Source organism: Bradyrhizobium liaoningense, from assembly GCF_018130825.1.
GTDB classification, from domain to species: Bacteria; Pseudomonadota; Alphaproteobacteria; order Rhizobiales; family Xanthobacteraceae; genus Bradyrhizobium; species Bradyrhizobium liaoningense_B.
This window is the reverse complement of the sequence record NZ_JAFCJS010000008.1, coordinates 171,584-186,015: the sequence shown is the minus strand read 5'-3', so window position 1 is coordinate 186,015 and position 14,432 is coordinate 171,584. Positions and strand designations below refer to the sequence as shown.

The window sequence follows — 14,432 nt, the reverse complement described above, 5'->3', positions numbered from 1 at the left end:
GTCCCCTTCGCTCGAAAACGCTTTAAGGCGCCGTCTTAATCGGGCGTAGCGCTCTTCGGCAGAACGGCGTGGAACATCGACTTCATGCCGGACAACATCTCGTCGGCGACATTGGTCTTTTTCTGCGCCGGCATGGACGCGCCGACGTCGGCACGCAGGTCGAGCGGCGGTGCGATCACCGGAACGGGAATGTCAGCCGGCGGCGAGATTCGATTCGGGTCGTCATTGCCGACCGAGGCCGTGTAGGGCGGCGACGAGGTGCCATTGCCAAGAGCCTCGGTTGACGGCGTGGACACCGTGATCGGCGGCGGCAGCGGACGGACCGTGGACGGCTCCGTCGGGGCGACACGCGGGGCCTCGGGGGCGCGGGCGGCTTCGCGCTCGGGGGTCCGTTCGGCCGGCTTGGTCTCGGCAGCTTTAGCTTCGGCAGCCTTGCCCTCAGGCGACTTGCGAAGACGCTCGATGGCGGCACGCGCCAGATCGTTGGCGTCGGGCGTCGCAGCCGGGGACGCAGCGGCGGGCGCGGAATTAGCCTCCACCACCGGAGCGGTGGCTGCCGGGGTCGATTTCGCGGCTGCCTTCTCGCGCGCCGGAGGGCGGCCGTGCGAGGTGTCGGCGGGAGCGACGTCGGCGGCCTTGGTCTCAGGCTTGTCGGCAGGCTTCTCGGCCGCAGCCTTGTCCGTCACACTCTTTTCGGAGACGCCCTTGGCCTTGACGCCGGGCGCGGGAAGATTGGCGGTGTCGGTCGGCTTGGCGGACTTGCCGGCGTCGGCAGGCGCGACCACGGCCGCAGGGGTGTCGGCCGCCGGCTTGGCGTTGATGTAGTGGTTAACGATATACGCCCCGATGATCGTCGCGAGCACCGAGGGGAAAATATCCATCGAGATTTTAGCGAGGTATTTCAGCATTTCTCGGCCACTCCCCGCGCGACCAGATGCGGGAACTTTGGGGCAATTGTAAGGGATCAACTGCGACGGATCGATGGCAAAAGGGATAACCCTGCGCCTTACGGCTTCAGCTCGATCTCAAGGAACACGATCTCAGTTGAGGTTTCGTTAAGTACGTCGTGTTGGACGCCGGCCTTGCGGAAGTAGGATTTGCCGGCGGCAAGCTGCGCCTTGGACCGCTCGCCATTGGGCGCCACGATGGTCATTTCGCCGGCGACGACGGGAACAATCACGTAGTCCATCCCATGGGTGTGGTGCCCGGTCGCGCTGCCCGGGGCGAGCCGCCATTCGGTCACCCGGACCTGCTCGTTATCGATCTGAACTTCGGACTTGGCGGCAAGCATTGGGAACCTCTCCTGGGACATAGCGCTTCAGGGCACGAAAACCATGAACACGTAGACGGCAAATACCACCATATGGACCAGGCCGAACAGGACATTGGTCCTGCCCGTGCCGAAGGTCAGCATGCTCAGGAAGAAGGTCAGCAGCAAAAGGACGCTGCCCTGGGCACTGAGGCCGAGCTCGAGCTCCTTGTCGAGCGCGTAGGTGGCGACGCCGACGGCGGGAATGGTCAGCCCGATGGTCGCCAGCGAGGATCCGAGAGCGAGATTGATGCTCTTCTGGAGGTCGTTCTTGCGCGCCGCCGCGATGGCCGCGACGCCCTCCGGCATCAGGATCAGCAGCGCGACCAGAAGGCCGGCAAAAGCCGGTGGCGCGCCGATCCTGGCGCCCACGGCATCGACCACCAGTGAGAATTTCTTGGCCAGCAGCACGACCGCCAGGAGCGAGACCAGGAGCAGCGCCACGGTGAGCGCGAGCGCTCCGACCGAAAGGTGCACCTCCCCGCCCTCGCCCTTCCCCCGTTCATGAACGAAGTAATCCTTGTGCAGGACGGTCTGGGTGTAGAGGAACACCGCATAGAGCGCGAGCGTGACCACGTCGACGAAGCCGAGCTGAACCGCCGAATAGACCGGTCCCGGCGTGGTGGTCGTGTAGTTCGGCATGATCAGCGTGATGGTCGCGAGCGCGAACAGGACGCTGAGATAGACGTTGGCGCCGGAGAGCTGAAAGCCCTGCTCGCGATAGCGCAGGCCGCCGATGAAGATGCAGAGCCCGACGAGGCCGTTGCAGACGATCATGACCACGGCGAACACGGTGTCACGCGCCAGTTCCGGGGCAGGCTTTTCGCCCAGCATGATGGTGGTGATCAGCGCCACCTCGATAATGGTGACCGAGAGCGTCAGCACCAGGGTGCCATAGGGTTCACCGACCCGTTCGGCGATCACCTCGGCATGATGGACGGCGGCGAACACCGTGCCGAACAGGATGACCAGAAGCACGATGGCGAAGCCGAGCCCGGCCAGCGACAGCGTGAAGACGTAGTCCGTCACGCTGACGGCCACGAACAACAGCACGGCCAGCGCCGGGAAGATCCAGGCCGACCGGGGCATCGGACTATGCGCGCTCATCCACTGGCTCCAGTTGTGAAACCGAGCAGTAGCAAATCGGCCGTCAGATTCAATGCCAGTGCAGGATCGGCGCGATCGGCAGCCAGGTCAGCAGCAGGAACAGCGGGATCAGCACGGCGCCGGCGCGCAGCAGATAGCCGAAGAAGCTCGGCATCTCGATGCCGTTCTCGCTGGCGATGCTGCTGACCATGAAGTTCGGCGCATTGCCGATATAGGTGAGCGCGCCCATGTAGACCGCGCCCATGGAGATGGAGGCGAGCGTGCCCGACAGGGAATGCATCAGCACTTGCGGATCCCCGCCGGCCAGCTCGAAGAACAGCAGATAGGTCGGCGCATTGTCGAGGAACGCCGACATCAGGCCGGTGCACCAGAAATAGGCGGCCTCGCGCGGCGCGCCGTCCGGCGCCGTCACCGCCGACAACAGCCAGGCGAAGGCGCCGTGATGGCCGGCATTGAGCATGGCGATGACCGGAATGATGGCGACGAAGATGCCCGCGAACAGTTTTGCGACCTCCCGGATCGGCTCCCAGGTGAAGCCGTTGGCCTGCCTGTGCTCGTCCGGCGTCAGCCACACCGACAACACCGCAATCGCCAGCAGCACCGCGTTGCGGGCGAGGTCTTCCAGCTCCAGCTTCGTTCCGAGAACGTCGAAGGCGATGCCCGGCTTCCACATCGCCGAGGCCAGCAGGCTGGCGACGATGGCCGCAATCAGCACGAGGTTGACGAGGCCGCGGATCCGCACCGGCTTCCCAGGCCCCGCATCGCCGAGCGGCGGCTCGCTCCTGAAACGCCAGACGTCGACGACGACGAAGATGACGAGCAGCAGCCCGGCAACGATCGTCGTCTGCAGCCAGATGTTCCGCGTGGTCCAGAAGAAATCGACGCCGTGCAGGAAGCCGACGAACAGCGGGGGATCGCCGAGCGGGCTCAGCGCGCCGCCGACATTGGCGACCAGGATGATGAAGAAGATCACGACATGGGCATTGTGGCGCCGCGGCCGGTTGGCGCGGATCAAGGGGCGGATCAGGATCATCGCCGCCCCGGTGGTGCCGACGACGCTCGCCATCAGCGTGCCGAGCGCGAGGATGCCGGTATTGGCCGCCGGCGTGCCCTTGATGTCGCCCGTGACGAGAATGCCGCCGGCCACGACATAGAGCGAGAACAGCAGCACGATGAAGCCGAGATATTCGGCGAGCATGGCGTGGACCAGCGCCGCCAGCGTGGCCATCCCCCCTGCGAACAGCGCGAGCGAGCCGAGCGCCAGCAGCGACCAGATCGCGGCGATCTTGCCGTAGTGATGGTGCCAGAATTTTGCGACCAGCAGCGGTCCGAGCGCGATCGACAGCAACAGGCCGGCAAAGGGCAGCGCATAGGGCCAGCGCATCGCCGCACCGTCGATCCCCGCGGCCGCCCATGCGGGCTGCGGCAACAGCGCGAGCGGCGCGGCGATGACCACGCAGCCCCGCCAGGTCGCAAGCCGTCTAGGGAGCAATGAAGCGCCTCGCTGTCTCGATCGCGCCGAACGCATCGAGATTGTCGTGTCCGCCGCCCGCAAAGCGAACGAACTGCTTCGGTTCATGCGCGAGCGCGAACAGACGCTCTCCGAACACGATCGAAATGGCAAGGTCATTGGTGCCGTGCATCACCAAGAGCGGCACCGTGACGCGCGCGATGCGCCCGTCGGAACGAAACTGATCGCGCATCAGCAGGCGGACCGGGACGAAGCGGAACGCCGCGGCGGCGACGTCGACGGTCGACGTGTACGGCGCCTCCAGGATCAATTTTCCGACGGGATGCTCGGACGCGATGGCAACCGCGACGCCCGTCCCCAGCGAAAAGCCCCAGACGACGATCCGTTCCGCGGCATAGCGGGCGGTGGTGAAGGCGTAGGCGGCCGCGGCATCGCGCAGCAGCCCCTCTTCGCTCGGCGCTCCGCTCGAGCCGGCATAGCCGCGATAGGACAGCGCGACGAGGCCGGTGCCGTCGGCCGTCATCGCCTTGAAGCGATCGATGCGGCCGGCGAGGTAATCGCCATTACCCGGAAAGAACAGGATCACGGGACGGCCGGGCCTCGCCGGCACGTGCCAGACGATGACCTTCTCGCCATCGGACGTGGTCAGGATATGCTCTTCCGCCTCGGGCAGGCCCGCGGCATCGGGCGCGGTGCGGCCGACAGGTGGGATCGGAAACAGCATCTCGCGCTGGCGGACATACAGCACGACGAGACCGACGCAATAGACGGTCACGAGCAGGATGGCGATCCACTTGACGATGGTCATGATGAGGCGGCCGGTCTCCACCTCAGGGCTTGCGACGGCTCCGAAGCAATTTCATGACGTCGGGCCGGATGCTGGCGGGAACGTCGCGGCAACCGCACGCCGCCTTGTGGACGGCGTGCCAGGCGATGCGCTGCTCGCGCGTCGCCTTGGGCGGCATGCGATGGGACCGGTGCCAATCCTTGTTGATGGCCACGGTCCCTCCCGCGTTACATCGCCTTGACGATGTTCTCGGTGACCTTCTTGGCGTCGCCGAGCAGCATCATGGTGTTGTCGCGGTAGAACAGCGGGTTGTCGATGCCCGCGTAACCCGACGCCAGCGAGCGCTTGATGAACATCACCGTTCCGGCCTTCCAGACCTGGAGCACCGGCATGCCGTAGATCGGCGAGGACTTATCCTCTTCGGCCGCCGGGTTGGTGACGTCGTTGGCGCCGATCACGAAGGCGATGTCGGCCTGCGCGAATTCGGAGTTGATGTCCTCGAGCTCGAACACCTCGTCATAGGGCACGTTGGCTTCGGCCAGCAGCACGTTCATGTGGCCGGGCATGCGGCCCGCGACCGGGTGAATGGCGTATTTCACCTCGACGCCTTCCTTCTTCAGCATGTCGGCCATCTCACGCAGCGCGTGCTGGGCCTGCGCCACCGCCATGCCGTAGCCGGGCACGATGATGACCTTGGAGGCGTTCTTCATGATGAAGGCGGCATCGTCCGCCGAGCCGAGCTTGGCGGGCTTCTGCTCGCCGGTACCGCCGCCGGCCGCAGCGGTCTCACCGCCGAAGCCGCCGAGGATGACCGAGATGAAGGATCGGTTCATCGCGTGGCACATGATGTAGGACAGGATCGCGCCTGATGAGCCGACCAGCGCACCGGTGATGATCAACGCCGAATTGCCCAGCGTGAAGCCGATGCCGGCAGCGGCCCACCCCGAATAGGAGTTCAGCATCGAGATCACGACCGGCATGTCGGCGCCGCCGATCGGGATGATCATGAGCACGCCGAGAGCCAGCGCCAGGATGACGATCAGCCAGAAGTCGAGCGCACTGCCGGTCATCACCAGCCCGACGATGAAGACGACGAGCAGAACGGCGAGCACGATGTTGATGACGTGACGGAACGGCAGGATGATCGGCGCGCCGCTCATGCGCGCGGACAGCTTCAGGAACGCAATGACCGAGCCGGTGAAGGTCAGCGCGCCGATGGCGACGCCGAGCGACATCTCGACCAGGCTCTGCGGATGAATATTGCCAGGTGTTCCGATGTCGAAGGCCTCGGGCGCGTAGAACGCGCCGGCGGCGACCAGCACCGCGGCCATGCCGACCAGCGAGTGGAAGGCCGCGACGAGCTCCGGCATCGAGGTCATCGGCACGCGGCGGGCGATCACCGCGCCGATCGCAGCGCCGATCGCGATGCCGACGATCACCAGCACCCAGGCGAGGCCGTCTGCCGGCGGGTGGTTGGCAAGCGTCGTGGCGACCGCGATCGCCATGCCGATCATGCCGAACAGATTGCCCTGGCGCGACGAAGCCGGGCTCGACAACCCGCGCAGCGACAGGATGAACAGCACTCCCGCCACGAGATACAGAAATGCAGAGAGGTTGGCGCTCATCTCAGGTCCCCATTGATCCCATCAGCCCGAGGTGGCCGCTTACTTCGACTTCTTCTTGTACATCGCCAGCATGCGCTGGGTGACAAGGAAGCCGCCAAAGATGTTGATGCAGGCGAAGATCAGCGCAATGAAGCCGAAGGCGCGCGCCCAGCCCGAGCCGCTCGAAACATTGGCGACGCCGCCGGCAAGCAGAGCGCCGACCACGATCACCGAGGAGATCGCGTTGGTCACGCTCATCAGCGGCGTGTGCAGCGCGGGCGTCACCGACCACACCACGAAATAGCCGACGAAGACGGCGAGAACGAAGATCGACAGCCGGAAGATGAAGGGGTCGACGACCTGTGCAGCATGCTCCATGGCGGCTCTCCTTAAACCTTCGGCTGGAAATTCGGGTGGATGACGGCACCGTCTTTGGTCAGCGCGGTGGCCTTGACCAGTTCGTCGTCCCAGTTCACGGCGAGCTTCTTCTCTTTCTTGTCGACCATGGTCTCGATGAAGGAGAACAAATTGCGCGCATAGAGGCTGGAGGCCGAAGCCGCGACGCGGCCGGCGACGTTGGTGTAGCCGACGATCTTGATACCATCGAGGTCGACGACCTCGCCGGCCTTCGCGCCCTCGACATTGCCGCCGCGCTCGACGGCGAGATCGACCAGCACCGAACCGGGCTTCATCGACTTGACCATCTCGCCCGAAACGAGTTTCGGCGCCGGCCGGCCTGGAATCAGGGCGGTGGTGATGACGATGTCCTGCTTCTTGATGTGCTCGGCGGTGAGCGCAGCCTGCTTGGCCTGATACTCCTTGGACATCTCCTTGGCGTAGCCGCCGGCGGTCTGCGCGTTCTTGAACTCCTCGTCCTCGACGGCGAGGAATTTCGCACCGAGCGATTCCACCTGCTCCTTCGTCGCGGGGCGGACGTCGGTCGCGGTGACGACGGCGCCGAGGCGGCGCGCGGTCGCGATCGCCTGCAGGCCGGCGACGCCGACGCCCATCACGAACACCTTGGCCGCGGGCACCGTGCCGGCGGCGGTCATCATCATCGGGAAGGCGCGGCCGAAGGCCTCGGCGCCCTCGATCACGGCACGGTAGCCGGCGAGGTTGGCCTGCGAGGACAGCACGTCCATCACCTGCGCGCGGGTGATGCGCGGCATCAGTTCCATCGCGAAAGCGGCGACGCCGGCATCGGCGATCGTCTTCAGCGCGGCCTCGTTGCCATAGGGGTCCATGATGGCGATGACGAGCGCGCCGCGCTTGTATTGCGCAAGCTCCGAGGCCTCGGGGCGCTTCACCTTGATGATGATGTCGGCGTCCTTGAGCGCATCGGCGCTGACGGTCGCGCCCACGGCGGTGAATTCAGAATCCGGCAGGCCCGACTTGAGGCCGGCACCCGGCTCGACGGCGATTTCGGCGCCCAGCGCCTTGAACTTCTTCACCGTATCAGGCGAAGCGGCGACACGCGGCTCCGACGGATCGATTTCCTTGGCAACGGCAATCTTCATAGGCCCTCCGGCGGCGCGGGAAAAAGCGCGCACGCAAACTTAGCGTCACTCCCGCAACGTTGGATACCGGTTTTGGCACCGGCTTGAATGCAAATTTTATGAGCACCGACGACGCTGGCGGTGCACCAGGCGATGGATCAGGTGAGGAAGATCGCCATCAGGATGACGATGAGCGCGACCGAGGCCGTGCCGTATTTCACCAGCTTGATGAAGCCCTCATAGGTCTGCTCGTGGGCAACGTAGTCGTTGCCGTCGGCAGTGGTGTACGCCACTTCGCTATGGTCAGCCATGGATTGTCCCCAGTCGAAAGTCGAATTCTCGGGCTGGGATACCTTAATCTTTCGGGCAGGGCAACGGCAGGCAGGCGCGGTTTTCCCGCAAATCGGCTCATTTGGAATTCCGATTGCCGGGAAAGCTCGGCGCGAGCGCCGCTCGGCCCTGATGGGGTCATCGCGGCGGTGACAGCGCGCTCCGTCGCCGGGGGATTCGGCATGACGGAGCGCCTTGCGTGCCCTCGTCGATCGGGCTCAGCCCATGGCCTCCAGCTCGTCGATCATGCCGGCGATGACCGAGAGGCCGCCGTCCCAGAATTTGGGATCCTTGGCGTCCAGCCCGAACGGCCGCAACAGCTCGGAATAGTGCTTGGTTCCACCGGCGGCGAGCATGTCGAGATAGCGCTCGGCAAAGCCTTCGGCCGCGTTCTCATAGACGGCGTAGAGCGAGTTCACGAGACAATCGCCGAAGGCGTAGGCATAGACGTAGAACGGCGAATGGATGAAATGCGGGATGTACATCCAGTAGTTCTCGTAGCCCGCCTTGATCTCGATCGCGGGCCCCAGGCTCTCGCCCTGCACCGACAGCCAGATCTCGCCGAGCCGCGTCGCGGTGAGCTCGCCGTTCTTGCGCTCGGTGTGGACCGCGCGCTCGAAGGAATAGAACGCGATCTGCCGCACCACGGTGTTGATCATGTCCTCGACCTTGCCGGCGAGCAGCGCCTGGCGCTGCTTCGGGCTCTTGGTCTGCGCGAGTAGCCGCCGGAAGGTCAGCATCTCGCCGAACACGCTCGCGGTCTCCGCCAGCGTCAGCGGCGTCGGCGCCATCAGTGCGCCGTTCTTCGCCGCCAGCACCTGGTGCACGCCATGGCCGAGCTCATGGGCGAGCGTCATCACGTCGCGCGGCTTGCCCTGGTAATTCATCAGCACGTAGGGGTGCGCCGACGGCGTGGTCGGATGCGAGAACGCGCCCGGCACCTTGCCCGGCCGCACCGGCGCATCGATCCAGCGATCGGTGAAGAAGCGCTCGGCGATGTCGGCCATTTTGGGCGAGAAGCCGCGATAGGCCGTCAGCACCATGTTGCGGGCATCGGGCCAGCCGATGACGTCGGTCGCAGCAAACGGCAGCGGCGCGTTGCGATCCCAATAGGCCAGTCGCTTCTTGCCGAACCACTTCGCCTTCAATGCGTAGTAGCGATGCGACAGCCTTGGATAGGCGGCGCGCACGGACGCGACCAGCGCGTCCACCACCTCGCGCTCGACGCGGTTGTTGAGGTGGCGCGAATCCGCGACATCCTTGAAGCCGCGCCAGCGGTCGGAGATGTCCTTGTCCTTGGCGAGCGTGTTGGTGATCAGCGCAAAGGTGCGCTCATTGGCCTTGAAGGTCTTCGCCAGGGCTTCGGCCGCGCTCTTGCGCTTGGCGCCATCACGGTCCTGCAACAGGTTGAGCGTCGGCTCGATCGCAAGCTCCTTGGCTCCGACCTTGAAGCGCAGGCCGGAGATGGTCTGGTCGAACAGGCGGTTGAAGGCGGAATAACCGGTCTGCGCCTTCTCCAGGAAGAGCTGCTCGAGCTTGTCGTCGAGCTGGTACGGCTTCTCCTTGCGCAGGTCCTCGATCCACGGGCGGTAGTACTCCAGCTCCGGAGCCTGCATCGCGCGGGTCAAAATATCGTCATCGATCCGGTTGAGCTCCAGCGCGAAGAACAGAAGATGCGTGGACGCCGCGGTCAGGCGTTCGGACACATCGCCGTAAAACTTTGAAATCTTGGGATCAACGCTGTCGCCGGCATGGACGAGACCGGCATAGGAGCCGAGACGGCCGGCGAGATCGTCGATCGCCTCATAGCGCCGCACGGCCTCGGCGAGCCATTTTCCGCCATCTTCCTTTGCTGTCCCTGTCGCGAGCTTGCCCTTGTAGTCGGTCTCGAACGCGACGCAATCGGCATCCATCTTTTCGAGATCGCGCGCCACTTCCGGCGCATCGATCCCGGAATAGAGATCGGCGAGGTTCCACTCCGGAAGCTTGCTGGTCTTGCTCGCAGCTTTGGAGGACTTCGCCTTGGCGGCCGATTTCTTGACGACGGATGTCTTGGTGGCAGGCTTGCGGAGAGCGGGCTTTTTGAGAGCGGGCTTGGAACGCGAATTCATTGTGTGGGAAACCTGTGTTCAACAATCGCGACGGCGGGCGGGGGCATCAAGGTTTAAGAGTGCGTTAATCGGCTTCGGCCAGAGTGCCCCGATTCGAGACAGATAGTTGTAGCGTGCGGGGAACACCATGGCTGCCAGTATTTTGATCGCCGACGACGACGCTGTAGCCCGCCGGCTGGTCGAGAACATGGTGCAGAAATGCGGCTATGAAACGGTCGTCGTGGAGTCCGGCGACGCCGCGATCGCCGCGCTCACCGCCCCCGACGCACCTGCCATCGACGGCGTCATCCTCGATCTCGTGATGCCCGGCCTCGACGGCATGGGAGTGCTGGCGAAAATCCGCGAAGCGGGCCTCTCCGTACCGGTCATCGTGCAGACCGCCCATGGCGGCATCGACAACGTGATCTCGGCGATGCGCGCAGGCGCCGCCGATTTCGTGGTCAAGCCGGTCGGCATGGAGCGGCTCCAGGTCAGCTTGCGCAACGCGCTCAACACCTCCGCGCTCAAAGGCGAATTGCAGCGCATCCGCCACAGCCGCGAAGGACGGCTGACCTTCTCCGACATCATCACCCGCGCCGAGGCGATGGCACCCGTCATGCGCGCCGCGCAGAAGGCGGCGAATTCCTCGATCCCCGTGCTGATCGAGGGCGAGTCCGGCGTCGGCAAGGAGATGTTCGCGCGCGCCATCCATGGCAGCGGCGAGCGCAAGGCAAAGCCCTTCGTCGCGGTCAATTGCGGCGCGATCCCCGACAATCTCGTCGAGTCGATCCTGTTCGGCCACGAGAAGGGTGCCTTCACCGGCGCCACCGAACGCCACACCGGCAAGTTCGTCGAGGCCCATGGCGGCACGCTGTTCCTGGACGAGGTCAGCGAGCTGCCGCTGACCGCGCAGGTCAAGCTGCTGCGCGCGCTGCAGGAAGGCGCGGTCGAGGCGGTCGGCGGCCGCAAGCCCGTCAAGGTCGACGTCCGCATTGTCTCGGCGACCAACCGCAAGCTGCTGGAGCGGGTGAAGCAGGGCCACTTCCGCGAAGACCTGTTCTATCGCCTCCATGTGCTGCCGCTGACGATCCCCTCGCTCCGCGCCCGGCGCGAGGACATCCCGCATCTGCTGCGGCACTTCCTCGCGCGCTTTGCCGCCGAGGAGAACCGCCCCATCGCCGGCATCAGCGGCGAGGCCATGGCGCACCTCGCCCAGCTCGACTGGCCCGGCAACATCCGCCAGCTCGAGAACGCGGTCTACCGCGCCGTGGTGATGAGCGACGGCGACCAGCTTGGCCTCGCTGACTTCGCCCTGCTCGCCGCCCAGCCGCATCCGGCGACCGACATTCCGACCGCACCGTTGATGCTGGAGCCGATCGCGGCGCCTTCGTTGGTGTCGGGTAGCGAAATACCAATCGCACCGCTTCCCCTGGCGGGAAACCTGTCGATGCTGACGCCGACCGGCGACGTCCGCCCGCTAGAGGACATGGAGAACGAGATCATCCGTTTCGCGATCTCGCACTATCGCGGACAGATGTCGGAAGTCGCCCGCCGCCTCAAAATCGGCCGGTCCACGCTCTACCGGAAACTCGACGAAGCCGGGGTTCCCGGCCATGGCGGGAAAAGCGGCGAGGAGACGCACTGAGCCTGATGCGAACGCAGGTTCGCGCGAGGCTGGGAAGCGGCCGTAAGCCGTTCGCATGACGACAAAATTCGGCTGCGACTTGAACCGTGACTTGGAAGTGACAGACAGAGGGAAAAGCGCGTGCGGCAAGCGCACAATCCGTTGCCAAGAGGCTCCCATGAAGTCAGTTTGTCGTGAGTTGTCCCGGGTAGCGCTGGCTGCAAAATCGGGGCCTGTATATCGTCTGGCGTAGGGAATCGTTGCGTGCAGGCGTGCGACTTTCGAGAGGCCGGCGCGATTAGCCGAAGCTCAATTAGGCGATAACGAAGCTGTTCCATCAGGGGCAGTTCACCCGAGGGGTGTGACACAATGCGTGACTGTTTGAACCACCGTGCAGGCTTTGACCGTGTCTTGATGACGGTCGCGGCAACCTTCCTCACGGTGTCGGCCGGCTCGGCGCTGGCGCAGGATCAGACGCGCAGCAGCGCTGCCGAGCTCGCGATCGAAGCCGCCATCCCGCGCCCTGAGCCCGCCAACGTCCCGCCCCCGACCGCTTCCGACATCAAGCTCGACACCACCGCCACGGTGCAGGATCCGGCGAAGGAAACCGCCAAGGAAACTGTCAAGGAGCCCGTCAAGGCCGACGCCGCGCCCGCGCCGGACAAGGTCGAGACCAAGCCGTCCGACGTCGCCACCACGCCCGCGCCCGAGGCGCCGAAGAGCGAGACCGCGAAGACCGAACCTGCGAAGACCGAGCCCGCGACGACAGAGCCTGCCAAGGCTGACACTGCGAAGTCTGACACCGCGACCGCCCCGCCGGCCGCGCCCGCGGCGCCTGCCGCTGCGGCGGCTCCGGCCGCCGAGCCGGTCAAGGCCGCCAGCACCGTTCCCGCCGCCGACCAGCCGGTCGCGGACAAGCTCAAGGACATCATCGGCGCCAAGACCTCGCGCCATTTCGACCGCAAGAACGAGCGTGCGGCGATCGAGAAGTTCTACGGCGCGCGCGACTTCGCGCCGGTGTGGACGCAAGGCGGCAGCCTGACCGCTGCGGCCAAGGGCGTGATCGCGCGGCTCAAGGATGCCGCCTCCGACGGTCTCAATGCCGCCGACTATCCGGTGCCGGATTTCGCCGCCGCCACGACGCCCGACGCACTCGCCGACGCCGAGTTGAAGCTGACCGCCAGCATGTTCGACTATGCGCGCCAGGCGCAGAGCGGCCGCATGCACTGGTCGCAGGTCAGCGGCGATATCCTCTATCCCGAGCATCCGGTCGATCCGGGCGAGGTGCTCGCCAAGGTCACGACCGCGACGGACGCCTCCGCGGCGCTCGACAGCTACAACCCGCCGCACAAGCTCTACAAGGAGCTGAAGGCCAAGCTCGCGGAGCTGCGCGGCCAGGGCAGCGGCCCGGTGATCGAGATCGCCGACGGTCCGGCGCTGAAATACACCCCGGCCGGCAAGAAGCAGGCTGAGATCGTCGTGGACGATCCGCGCGTGCCGCAGCTCCGCGCCAAGCTCGGCATCACCGAGAACGCCAGCGACACCCGCTATGACGCTGCGGTCGCCGAAGCCGTGCGCAAATTCCAGAGCGGCGTCGAGATGAAGCCGACCGGCATCCTCGACGACAAGACGGTCAAGGCGCTCAACACGCCCAAGCGCGACAAGCAGATCGACACCGTGCTGGTGAACATGGAGCGCTGGCGCTGGCTGCCGCGCGACCTCGGCGTCCCCGCGCTGGGCGATGCCTATGTCATCCTGAACATTCCCGACTACACGCTGAAGGTGATGCAGCGCGGCCAGCAGGTCTGGACCACCCGCGTCGTCACCGGCAAGCCCGGCCAGCACGCCACCCCGCTGCTGACCGAGACGATGAAGTACATCACGGTCAACCCGACCTGGAACGTGCCGCCGTCGATCGTCTACAACGAATATCTGCCGGCGCTTCAGCAGGACCCGACCGTGCTCCAGCGCATGGGCCTCAAGCTCGAGCAGAACCGCGACGGCTCGGTGCACATCTCGCAGCCGCCGGGTGAAGCTAACGCGCTCGGCCGCATCCGCTTCAACTTCCCGAACAAGTTTCTGGTCTATCAGCACGATACGCCGGACAAGAATCTGTTCGCCAGGGATGATCGCGCCTTCAGCCATGGCTGCATGCGCGTGCAGTATCCGGATCAGTACGCCTCCGTGCTGCTCAACATCGCCATGCCGAACGAGAAGTACACGCCCGAGCGCGTGCGCAGCATGTACGGCAAGAGCGAGATCGACCTGAAATTCCCCACCCCGATCCCGGTCAACATCACCTATCAGACCGCGTTCGTGGACGACGCCGGCAAGCTGCAATTCCGCAAGGACGTCTATGGCCGCGATGCGACCATGCTCAACATCCTGAAGAACGGCCGCGGCAAGGACCTCGAGAATATCGTCGCGCACTCGCAGCCGAGCTATTCGCGCCCGGCGACCACCCTGCCCTCGGGCGTGGCGGTGGCCAACAATGGCGGCGGCTTCGGCTCTTCGGGTCCGAACTTCTTCGAGCGGCTGTTCGGGGCCCCGACCCCGCCGCCGGCTCCAGTCGGCCGCCGGCCGCAGCGGGTGTTTACCCGCTGAGGCCTGCCCG

Annotated in this window: 13 protein-coding genes; 2 read left to right on the top strand and 11 right to left on the bottom strand. The window is 65.4% G+C overall.

Annotated elements, in window-relative coordinates; translation table 11 throughout:
- Positions 1-35: 35 nt before the first annotated feature.
- From JQ603_RS30125 to JQ603_RS30075, 11 genes are all read right to left on the bottom strand, one after another.
- The gene (locus JQ603_RS30125) at positions 36-908 is read right to left on the bottom strand and encodes a hypothetical protein (RefSeq protein WP_212345089.1); all 873 of its coding nucleotides are present in this window, start codon (positions 906-908) and stop codon (positions 36-38) included.
- 98 nt (positions 909-1,006) lie between these two features.
- Positions 1,007-1,291, bottom strand: coding sequence for a cupin domain-containing protein (locus JQ603_RS30120; protein WP_212345087.1), 285 nt, complete (start codon positions 1,289-1,291; stop codon positions 1,007-1,009).
- Positions 1,292-1,318: 27 nt separating this feature from the next.
- A complete protein-coding gene (locus JQ603_RS30115; RefSeq protein WP_212345086.1) occupies positions 1,319-2,416 on the bottom strand; it encodes a calcium:proton antiporter in 1,098 nt (365 codons plus the stop codon).
- A 49-nt stretch (positions 2,417-2,465) separates the two neighbouring features.
- A complete protein-coding gene (locus tag JQ603_RS30110) occupies positions 2,466-3,944 on the bottom strand; it encodes a sodium:proton antiporter (RefSeq protein WP_212345085.1) in 1,479 nt (492 codons plus the stop codon).
- Positions 3,898-4,695, bottom strand: coding sequence for an alpha/beta hydrolase (locus JQ603_RS30105; protein WP_212345084.1), 798 nt, complete (start codon positions 4,693-4,695; stop codon positions 3,898-3,900). The genes JQ603_RS30110 and JQ603_RS30105 overlap by 47 nt, the downstream gene beginning before the upstream one ends.
- 22 nt (positions 4,696-4,717) lie before the next feature.
- A complete protein-coding gene (locus JQ603_RS30100; RefSeq protein ID WP_212345083.1) occupies positions 4,718-4,888 on the bottom strand; it encodes a hypothetical protein in 171 nt (56 codons plus the stop codon).
- A 13-nt stretch (positions 4,889-4,901) separates the two neighbouring features.
- A complete protein-coding gene (locus tag JQ603_RS30095) occupies positions 4,902-6,299 on the bottom strand; it encodes an NAD(P)(+) transhydrogenase (Re/Si-specific) subunit beta (RefSeq protein ID WP_212345081.1) in 1,398 nt (465 codons plus the stop codon).
- A 39-nt stretch (positions 6,300-6,338) separates the two neighbouring features.
- Positions 6,339-6,656 (bottom strand): proton-translocating transhydrogenase family protein, encoded by a 318-nt coding sequence (locus JQ603_RS30090; RefSeq protein ID WP_212345079.1) that lies wholly within the window; start codon positions 6,654-6,656, stop codon positions 6,339-6,341.
- A gap of 11 nt (positions 6,657-6,667) precedes the next feature.
- The gene (locus JQ603_RS30085; RefSeq protein ID WP_212345076.1) at positions 6,668-7,795 is read right to left on the bottom strand and encodes a Re/Si-specific NAD(P)(+) transhydrogenase subunit alpha; all 1,128 of its coding nucleotides are present in this window, start codon (positions 7,793-7,795) and stop codon (positions 6,668-6,670) included.
- Between the two features lie 137 nt (positions 7,796-7,932).
- Positions 7,933-8,085 carry an aa3-type cytochrome c oxidase subunit IV gene (locus JQ603_RS30080; protein WP_008136857.1) on the bottom strand — a complete coding sequence of 51 codons (153 nt, stop codon included), beginning with the start codon at positions 8,083-8,085 and terminating at the stop codon, positions 7,933-7,935.
- Between the two features lie 237 nt (positions 8,086-8,322).
- Complete coding sequence (locus JQ603_RS30075; protein WP_212345073.1) at positions 8,323-10,215, bottom strand: M3 family oligoendopeptidase; 1,893 nt, start codon at positions 10,213-10,215, stop codon at positions 8,323-8,325.
- A 127-nt stretch (positions 10,216-10,342) separates the two neighbouring features.
- Here JQ603_RS30075 and JQ603_RS30070 point away from each other — a divergent pair, with 127 nt between their 5' ends.
- Positions 10,343-11,839: a sigma-54-dependent transcriptional regulator gene (locus tag JQ603_RS30070; protein ID WP_212345071.1), complete on the top strand. Its 1,497-nt coding sequence runs from the start codon at positions 10,343-10,345 to the stop codon at positions 11,837-11,839.
- 348 nt (positions 11,840-12,187) lie between these two features.
- Entirely contained in the window at positions 12,188-14,422 is a 2,235-nt protein-coding gene (locus tag JQ603_RS30065) for a L,D-transpeptidase family protein (RefSeq protein ID WP_212345069.1), read from the top strand.
- Positions 14,423-14,432: the final 10 nt, after the last annotated feature.

Bases quoted from the DNA above. Each gene is read 5' to 3' on its own strand.
- JQ603_RS30125 (WP_212345089.1), bottom strand. From the start codon at position 908: ATGCTGAAATACCTCGCTAAAATCTCGATGGATATTTTCCCCTCGGTG.
- JQ603_RS30095 (WP_212345081.1), bottom strand. From the start codon at position 6,299: ATGAGCGCCAACCTCTCTGCATTTCTGTATCTCGTGGCGGGAGTGCTG.
- JQ603_RS30110 (WP_212345085.1), bottom strand. From the start codon at position 3,944: ATGCGTTCGGCGCGATCGAGACAGCGAGGCGCTTCATTGCTCCCTAGA.
- JQ603_RS30120 (WP_212345087.1), bottom strand. From the start codon at position 1,291: ATGCTTGCCGCCAAGTCCGAAGTTCAGATCGATAACGAGCAGGTCCGG.
- JQ603_RS30070 (WP_212345071.1), top strand. From the start codon at position 10,343: ATGGCTGCCAGTATTTTGATCGCCGACGACGACGCTGTAGCCCGCCGG.
- JQ603_RS30075 (WP_212345073.1), bottom strand. From the start codon at position 10,215: ATGAATTCGCGTTCCAAGCCCGCTCTCAAAAAGCCCGCTCTCCGCAAG.
- JQ603_RS30115 (WP_212345086.1), bottom strand. From the start codon at position 2,416: ATGAGCGCGCATAGTCCGATGCCCCGGTCGGCCTGGATCTTCCCGGCG.
- JQ603_RS30080 (WP_008136857.1), bottom strand. From the start codon at position 8,085: ATGGCTGACCATAGCGAAGTGGCGTACACCACTGCCGACGGCAACGAC.
- JQ603_RS30085 (WP_212345076.1), bottom strand. From the start codon at position 7,795: ATGAAGATTGCCGTTGCCAAGGAAATCGATCCGTCGGAGCCGCGTGTC.
- JQ603_RS30105 (WP_212345084.1), bottom strand. From the start codon at position 4,695: ATGACCATCGTCAAGTGGATCGCCATCCTGCTCGTGACCGTCTATTGC.
- JQ603_RS30090 (WP_212345079.1), bottom strand. From the start codon at position 6,656: ATGGAGCATGCTGCACAGGTCGTCGACCCCTTCATCTTCCGGCTGTCG.
- JQ603_RS30065 (WP_212345069.1), top strand. From the start codon at position 12,188: ATGCGTGACTGTTTGAACCACCGTGCAGGCTTTGACCGTGTCTTGATG.